This is a genomic window from uncultured Streptococcus sp. (assembly GCF_963545685.1).
Taxonomy (GTDB): Bacteria; Bacillota; Bacilli; order Lactobacillales; family Streptococcaceae; genus Streptococcus.
The window spans coordinates 1-3,066 of sequence record NZ_CAUUKN010000095.1 but is presented as its reverse complement, the minus strand read 5'-3'; the positions used below and the strand labels follow the sequence as shown (position 1 = coordinate 3,066).

General features: G+C 43.5%; 3 protein-coding genes and 1 pseudogene. All 4 read left to right on the top strand.

The window, feature by feature from the left end:
• The coding region (locus RWZ99_RS09195) for an SH3 domain-containing protein (RefSeq protein ID WP_314678297.1) at positions 1-557 on the top strand (557 nt) is incomplete at its 5' end.
• 132 nt (positions 558-689) lie between these two features.
• A complete protein-coding gene (locus RWZ99_RS09190; RefSeq protein ID WP_314678295.1) occupies positions 690-1,472 on the top strand; it encodes a carbon-nitrogen family hydrolase in 783 nt (260 codons plus the stop codon).
• A 9-nt stretch (positions 1,473-1,481) separates the two neighbouring features.
• Positions 1,482-2,663 carry a pyridoxal phosphate-dependent aminotransferase gene (locus RWZ99_RS09185; RefSeq protein ID WP_314678294.1) on the top strand — a complete coding sequence of 394 codons (1,182 nt, stop codon included), beginning with the start codon at positions 1,482-1,484 and terminating at the stop codon, positions 2,661-2,663.
• Between the two features lie 126 nt (positions 2,664-2,789).
• Positions 2,790-3,066 (top strand): annotated as a pseudogene (locus RWZ99_RS09180) (N-acetyl-gamma-glutamyl-phosphate reductase); the annotation flags it as partial.

Sequence of the window (3,066 nt, the reverse complement as noted above, 5' to 3'; positions counted from 1 at the left end):
ATGGTCATCAATGGCTTTCATACGTAACAGCAAGCGGTGCCCGTCGTTACGTTGATATTGCAACAGTCAAAGCTACAGAAACTAAACCAGAAGTTAAACCGGTCGCAAAACCTGCAGAGCAACCAAGTCTTCCAGCGACAGGAACCTATACCTTCACAGGTCGTGCGTCAATCAAGGCAGAAGCTAAGGTTTCAAGCCCAGAATTGGCCTACTATGATAAGGGTATGAGTGTTAACTACGACAAGGTTTTGACATCCGATGGTCGTCAATGGCTTTCATATGTAACAACAAGCGGTGCCCGTCGTTACGTTGACATTGCAGCAGCTAAGGCAGAAGTAAGTCAACCAACTGCGAAACCAAGTCTTCCAGCAACAGGTACTTATACCTTCACAGGTCGTGCGTCAATCAAGGCAGAAGCTAAGGTTTCAAGCCCAGAATTGGCCTACTATGATAAGGGTATGAGCGTTAACTACGACAAGGTTTTGACATCCGATGGTCACACATGGCTCTCATACATGACAGTGAGTGGTGCTCGTCGTTACGTCGATATTGCTTAATGAGATAAAGAATCAGGTTGGACAATGAGTCCAGCCTTTTTTGATAGCCACTCTTTATCAGGGGATTGAATTTTTCAATTTTTGTGATGTCTTTTGGAGTGCTATAATGGTTAACATAGAATCGAGGTTACTATGAAAATTGCATTGGTACAGATGGATGTTGCCCACGGACAGCCTGTGGAAAATAAAAAGCACATGAAAGAGATGTTGGAAAGGGCACTTGTTGCTAATCCCGATGTCATTGTGCTTCCAGAAATGTGGAATACCGGCTATGCTTTAGATGAACTGGATGGACTTGCAGATAAGGAAGGTTTGGAATCTCAAGAACTCTTGTCTCATTTTGCCAGAGAACATGCTGTGGCTATTGTTGGAGGGTCCGTTGCTATTGAGAGAGACGGTAAATTATACAACACGACCTATGTCTACAATAAGTCTGGGAATCTAATCAATACCTATAGCAAGGTTCATCTTTTTGGATTGATGGCTGAGGATCAGTACATGTCTGCTGGAACAGATGAGTCTATTTTTGAACTTGATGGTGTGATAGCGGCTAGTGTCATTTGTTACGATATTCGTTTTCCTGAGTGGGTGCGAACACAGATGGCACAAGGGGCCAAGGTGCTTTTTGTGGTGGCACAGTGGCCAGAACCTCGAGTACAGCAATGGGAGATTTTGTTAAAGGCGCGTGCGGTTGAAAATCAAGCTTTTGTAGTTGCCGTTAATCGTGTTGGGACAGGACCAGATGATGTCTTTTCAGGTCATTCTATGATTATAGATCCACTAGGAAATGTGGTCTTGCAATCCAAGGAAAATGAGGAGGGCATTTTTACGGCTGATATTAATCTTGAAGAGGTGGACCGAGTTCGAGGTCAAATTCCCGTTTTTGAGGACCGTCGCACGGACTTGTATCATTAAGGAGCTTTTATGTTATTTGAAAAATCTGATTTATTGAAGGCATTGCCAGAACAGTTTTTTGCAGGTTTGGTTGCTAAGGTGAATGTCAAGGTGGCGGAGGGAGCAGATGTTATCAATCTCGGTCAGGGGAATCCCGACCAACCGACCTATGACCATATTGTTGAGGCCTTGCGCGTTTCAGCGAAAAATCCTGCCAGTCACAAGTATTCACAATTTCGTGGCAATCGTCCTTTTAAGGAAGCAGCTGCTAGTTTTTATAAGAACCATTATGGGGTTGATTTGGATGCGGAGCGTGAGATTTGTGTCATGGGTGGGGCTAAGATTGGCCTTGTGGAATTGCCCCTAACTTTGATGAATCCTGGTGACCTCCTGCTCTTGCCTGATCCAGGTTATCCTGATTACTTGTCGGGAGTTAGTCTGGGCCGTGTAAGCTACGACACCTTTCCTTTGACGGCTGAAAATGATTTTTTGCCAGATTTGGATGCTATTCCTGAGGAGACAGCTCGCCGTGCTAAGTTTATCTATATTAATTACCCTAATAATCCTACGGGGGCTGTAGCGACAAAGACTTTTTATGAAAAATTGGTTGCCTGGGCTAAGACCTACGAGGTTGGGGTGGTTAGTGATTTGGCCTACGGAGCTTTGGGTTATCAAGGTTATGAGAATCCTAGTTTCTTGTCAACTCCTGGTGCTAAAGATGTGGGAATTGAGTTTTATACTTTCTCGAAAACCTTTAATATGGCTGGTTGGCGTTTGGCCTTTGCGGCTGGCAATGCTCAGATGATTGAAGCCTTGAATCTGATTCAAGACCATCTTTTTGTGGGGATTTTTCCCGCTTTGCAGGAGGCTGGGATTGCAGCCCTCTTAGATACTAAATCTGAGGAGGCTGTTGCTCAACTGAATGCGACTTATGATAGCCGTCGAGATGCTTTTGTTCAGGCAGCTGCTAAGATTGGCTGGCAGGCCTTTCCATCTAAAGGTTCTTTCTATGCTTGGATGCCTGTACCTGAGGGCTATACCAGTGAAAGTTTTGCAGAGCTTTTGCTTGAGAAGGCCCATGTTGCTGTGGCGCCAGGCAAAGGGTTTGGACCAGCGGGTGATGCTTATGTTCGTATTGGACTGCTAGTGGACCCTGAACGTCTTGTCGAGGCGGTCAATCGTATTGCCGATCTGCATTTATTTGATAATTAAATAGCATTTATGAAACAAGTAGTTGAAGAAGACTGCTTGTTTTTTCATATTTTTACATTTTTCTCTTGACAAATGAATAAAAACGCAATAAACTAATTACATATTTATTCAAAAAGGAGTGTATAAATGAAAGTTTCAATTGTTGGTATCACTGGTTATAGTGGTTTAGAGTTGGTTAAAATTTTGAATAATCATAAAAAAGCAGAACTTGTTTCTATTCACGCAACCAAGGAAGTGGGCCGACGATTGTCTGATGTGTACCCCTACCTGACAGGTGTTTGTGATTTAAAAATTGAAGCTTTTGATGCGCAAGAGATTATGGAAAAGGCGGATCTAGTCTTCTTTGCGACACCTTCAGGAGTCGCTAGTTCGCTAGCAGAGGAATTTGTTCTGGCTGATTTTC

Coding starts and splice junctions, on each gene's coding strand:
- RWZ99_RS09190 (WP_314678295.1), top strand. CDS start 690: ATGAAAATTGCATTGGTACAGATGGATGTTGCCCACGGACAGCCTGTG.
- RWZ99_RS09185 (WP_314678294.1), top strand. CDS start 1,482: ATGTTATTTGAAAAATCTGATTTATTGAAGGCATTGCCAGAACAGTTT.